Below are 4728 nucleotides of genomic sequence, written 5' to 3' on the forward strand. Positions count from 1 at the left end.
TAATGCGATCGTCGTTTCCCAGAAGCCATCATCCCGCTTCAGCATTAGTCGATCGGTAACTTGCTGCCAATTGTTATATCCCCAGTGCAAGTTTACCTCGTTGGCATTTGCCAAGGAACCTTTGTAATAAATAGTTAAAGCTTTTCCCTGCTTGACATTTGCTGGGTTATAATCTACAACTTTTCCTTCTTGCGGTTTGTAGGCGTTTGTCACATAACGCTGATAGATAATGGCAGGCATATCCATCACTTTGTTATGGTAATTCGATGCCAGCAATGCCATGTATTCTCCCATCGACCAAGATAGGGGAGTCATCGACTTAGTGGGAGTTCCCGGAGTATTGCCAGATGGCGCATTTAAATCCCAAACTTGTTCGGGAATCATGTAGGAACTATTAGCAAAAGTACGCATTGTTGCCAGATATTTGTCAGCTTTATCGCCGCCAGCAATAACAAAATGACCGCGTTCGCCTGTGAAAATCGGCCACAAACGACCGATACCAGCACCTGTATAATCTGCGCCTGTTGCTGTTTCGCCGTAACCGTCGTGATTGTAGCGAAACCAAGCATCGCCTTTACCGGGAATTGTTTGTTTAATTGTCGAATCAATGGTGGGAAGCGACGCCAAGATATAAGGGTTATTCCAAGCTTTTACGCCGTGGCGGACTAATTCTAAAAAGCTGCTATCGACAATATTTCTTTCATCATATCCCCCGCCACCGTTACTAATATTCAAAATATGTCCGTCATTCGGATTACCATTATCATCAATGCGTTCAAAATACTTGCCATTGCCGATCGAACCGCTAGTGGTGAATGTCCAATTTTCTACCATTGCTTGCCAGTAATCTGCTGTTTCCAGATACTTAGTTTGACTGGCAAAATCTCCATTAATTCTGGCGATATCAGCCGCACAAACTAAACCCGCGATTTCCGCCGCAATCGTACCGGGAGAGTAACCGCCGTTCTCTTCCCAACGTTCTTGACCTGTGGCAGGGCCGTGTTTTACAATCTAATCGGCAGCGGGTTTGATGTGGTTATTGTAGGTATTTGAATCTGTGCGATCGAGTTTCCATGCCAACATAATTGGAAATGCCGTTTCGTCCATTTGAATGCCATTCCAATAAGGCGTCCCATCGACGAAGGCATTCTGGAGAAAATGTCCGTCTGGTTGCTGCATAACATTAAACAACCAATCCAAACCTTTTGCTGCTGTATCCTTGTCACCCGCCACAATCAAAGCACTGGCAAATTTATACAAATCTCGCGGCCAAACTAAGTGATAACCCCCTTGCATTTGCACGCCTTGAGGTGTACAGATTGAGTAATTAGAATTACCCCAAGGATTACCCAAACCTGCCACCATTGCACCAGAACTTTTATCGCTAGCAGCTTTTAGTGCCATTGCCGCCATATAATATTGTCGATCGGCAGTACCGCCAAAATTATTTAAACTATTCGTGTAGCTGTTCCATTCTGTATTATAAACAGACAGCATATTAGCAAAGTTATCGCTGAGGGTTTCTGCTGCTGTTGTTTCCGCTTTGGCATCGCTATCGCCAAAAGCGAGAACCAAGTTAAAAGTAACTGATTTTTCGTTAGCATAAGGACTCAAATCCAACATTGCCATTTGTGCAATGTTACCATCAGTTGCTGAGTCGAAAGTCCAGTTCATTGTATTGTCAGCATTACCGCCTTTCAAATCTTGCCAACCGTCGCTTTGTCCGACAAAACCGTTTGACATAGCTTTGAAGGGAAGCGAACTCGCCAATGCAGATGCTAAACCGCTGCGATCGTTTTTAGCAACCAGCATTGAGATATCTTTATAATTAGTGCTATAGCCTGTGGTGGATATTCCCTGATTATCAATTGCTGGATGATACAAAGTATAGAGATTGAAATCACCTATATTTCCGTTTAAAGCGGTGAATGTTATTTGCTGAATGACTGTGTTGCGGTTGGGGTCGGTGAAAATAGTTTTTTCAATTTGATATTTGCCATTTTTAGCTTTGTTGGTGATATCCCAAGCAAGAGAACGATCGTTATTCAACGCAACCTTGCTAGTAGTATCTTGCTTTTCCTCTTCCACCCAAGTTTTGTCAGCGTCTCCGACCAAAAACTGCCAATCTACCGTATCTGCCTTGTCAGCAGAAGGGTAAAATACTTGACTGATGATGCCGTTATCGCCGGTAAACCATACTTTTGAATTCGGGTTTTGCGCTGTGCCGAGAAAAGTGAGCGTTGATGGCGACCAAGCCGGACAAATGCCGGGATGACCGAATGCTTCACTGCCAATAACAGTTTCGGTGAACGCCACATTAGTTGCTATGACGTATATCATCGCGCCTATGGCAACGATAAAACCTGCCAACCAATTAAATTTCTTCAATCTAAAAACCTGATGAGCTTGGTGCGTTAGGCTAGCGCTTTAGCTTAGCTATGGCGCAGGCTATCCGCACCCTACATTACTAAATTATTTGATAGCATCAGCCAAGCACTTCGTCAACAAATTGTCGCATTTTGTCATAGTGGGAACCTCTCCAGAAAACTTGCTTGCAATCTTGGCAGGAATGAAATTCATCTACGCTTTCCCTGACCTTTGGCGGGATTTGTTCGAGAATGGTTTCTTTGGCAATTGGTGCTAATAAACCATTGCAAGTGATACATCTTTTAAATGGATTGACTGCTTTTTTGAGGTCGAAACGTTTGATGACTTCGATTAGTTGTTTTTGGGGATTGGTTTGGCGAACGTAATAGCCGTAAGTTACGATACTGCGCTTTAGCAATCCGGTATCGCGAGTGAGGAGAATTCGCTTTTCGCGGCTGGAAATTTCGGCTAATTCTTCATCATCGTAATCGTTTCTGTACAGTGTATCGAAACCCAACATTCGCAAGGATGACGCTAGCTTTCCTAAGTGAACGTCAAGCACAAAACAAGGTGTACTTAACGGTTCTGGTTCCACAGAAACACTGTAGCTATTATTAGTTAATTCGGAAATAGGATAAACGTTTATTTCGTCGCCATCTTGCAAGAGGTAAGAAAAGTCTACAGATTCGCCGTTGACGAGAATTAGGGCAACTTCAGGATGGGGGACGCCTTGGGATTCGATCGCATCTTTGATTGATGGCGAATCTGACAATACAATGCTATATGTTACGTTTCTTTTATTAGTAGGCAAAAAGAAATTTAGCTCTGTATGAAAATGAAAATTAACTGTTGCCATATTTAGATTTTAGATTTTAGATTTTAGATTGAATTTGTACTTGAGGCGGAGTAGAGACGTTTCATGAAACGTCTCTACAACTAGCCAATTTATCAAACGCTGTCGGTGATGCTACTGAAATTAAATTGTTTTACCCGCACTGCTGGCACCACACTATTGTTATAGCGTTGCACGGTACTAATATCATCAATATCGCGCAACATTTCCGGCAAATTCTGGTTAAAGCGGAAGTTTTTAATCGGATAAGCAATCTCACCGTTTTCTATCCAGAATGTACCATCGCGAGTCATACCTGTCACGTCTAACGAACGTGGGTTCACGTATTGCACGTACCAAGCACGACTTACCAAAACGCCTCGTTCTGTTTGGGCAACTAAATCTGCTAAACTTTTATCCGAACCGGACATCACAAAAGGAAACATAGCACCAGTCGGTTCTTTGCTTTGTTGCATCGCCCAATAGCGACTGTAAGATAATGCTTTGGGAACGCCATCTTTGATGATTTCCAAGTAGTTATTCGCCAAACCATCAGCAAAGAAAGTGCCGCTTTGTAGGAGGGGATGCGCCGGATTTCGCTGCACTTGGAGTAATGGACTAAACATTGCTTCGCCCAAACGATTGCCAGCAGGTTTGCCTTGTTCGTCGCTGCGGGACATAAAGGAACGCCCTTCATCCGCCGCCCTAGCATCCAAACTCCACATTACCCAACTTAGTAAATAACCGAAAGCAGCTACATCCAAGATAACCGGATATTTTGCCGGATTTATTTCGCGGGGTTGACGCGATTTTATCGCCCGTTCGATTAACTGTTCTGTTAATGTTTCAAAGGGCAAAGAATTGATGGCAAAACCAGTGCGATCGCCCCAACTCGAACCGTCATCAATCCTAGCAGTAAAGCTAAAATCTGCCTCTGTGCCTTTATTGCAAGCACGCAAACCTTTGGAATTGCCGATCGCTCTCAAATAAGCGTCCGTACTCAGCGTACCGGAACCGTTAACGCCTGCTTTTGCACTCAACGCACACACGCGCTGGACAATTTTTCCTCTTTCTAAAGGTGAAAGATTGGCAGTAGCTTCATCAAAAGCTGGCGTGCGCTGTTCGTAGTTTTGCGGTTCTAAAAGTGGCACCCATTCCGGATCTTCGGGCGCAATTTTGGCGAGTTCTTCGGAACGGCGAAGCGTGGAGGCGATCGCATCTGCATCTAAATCGGTTGTAGAACTAGACGCGCTCTTTTTGCCGAAATAACTGGTGATGTTGAGATTAAACTCTGTGCGGCTAATGTTCTGAGTAATTTGATTTTCGGAATAACGACTGAGGGATTCAGATTTATTGCTGAGACTGACAAAAACTCCCTCAGCTTCGGATTTTTTGATGACTGAATCGATCAGGGATAAAGCTCGGTCTTCAGTCAAAAGAGTTGATGCTGTTGCTAAAGTCATTTCGATTTTGGTTTTGGATTAAAAATTTGCTGGGTTTGGCTCTTTATCGCATTCCAGCGAGATCGG

The 4728-nt window shown here is 43.7% G+C and carries 4 protein-coding genes; all 4 read right to left on the reverse strand.

From position 1 onward, the window contains the following. Window positions 1-1011 (reverse strand): glycoside hydrolase family 15 protein (locus H6S82_RS19010; RefSeq protein ID WP_347339514.1); only part of this gene is annotated, 1011 nt, incomplete at its 3' end. Continuing rightward, the gene (locus H6S82_RS19015) at window positions 1012-2388 is read right to left on the reverse strand and encodes a glycoside hydrolase family 15 protein (protein WP_191056556.1); all 1377 of its coding nucleotides are present in this window, start codon (window positions 2386-2388) and stop codon (window positions 1012-1014) included. It abuts the gene before it with no gap. Between the two features lie 97 nt (window positions 2389-2485). Next, window positions 2486-3223: a Mut7-C RNAse domain-containing protein gene (locus H6S82_RS19020; protein WP_190470116.1), complete on the reverse strand. Its 738-nt coding sequence runs from the start codon at window positions 3221-3223 to the stop codon at window positions 2486-2488. A gap of 92 nt (window positions 3224-3315) precedes the next feature. Then, window positions 3316-4662, reverse strand: coding sequence for a TldD/PmbA family protein (locus H6S82_RS19025; RefSeq protein WP_190470112.1), 1347 nt, complete (start codon window positions 4660-4662; stop codon window positions 3316-3318). Window positions 4663-4728 lie beyond the last annotated feature (66 nt).

The organism is Planktothrix sp. FACHB-1355 (assembly GCF_014748295.1).
In the GTDB taxonomy this organism is placed as follows: domain Bacteria; phylum Cyanobacteriota; class Cyanobacteriia; order Cyanobacteriales; family Aerosakkonemataceae; genus Aerosakkonema; species Aerosakkonema funiforme_A.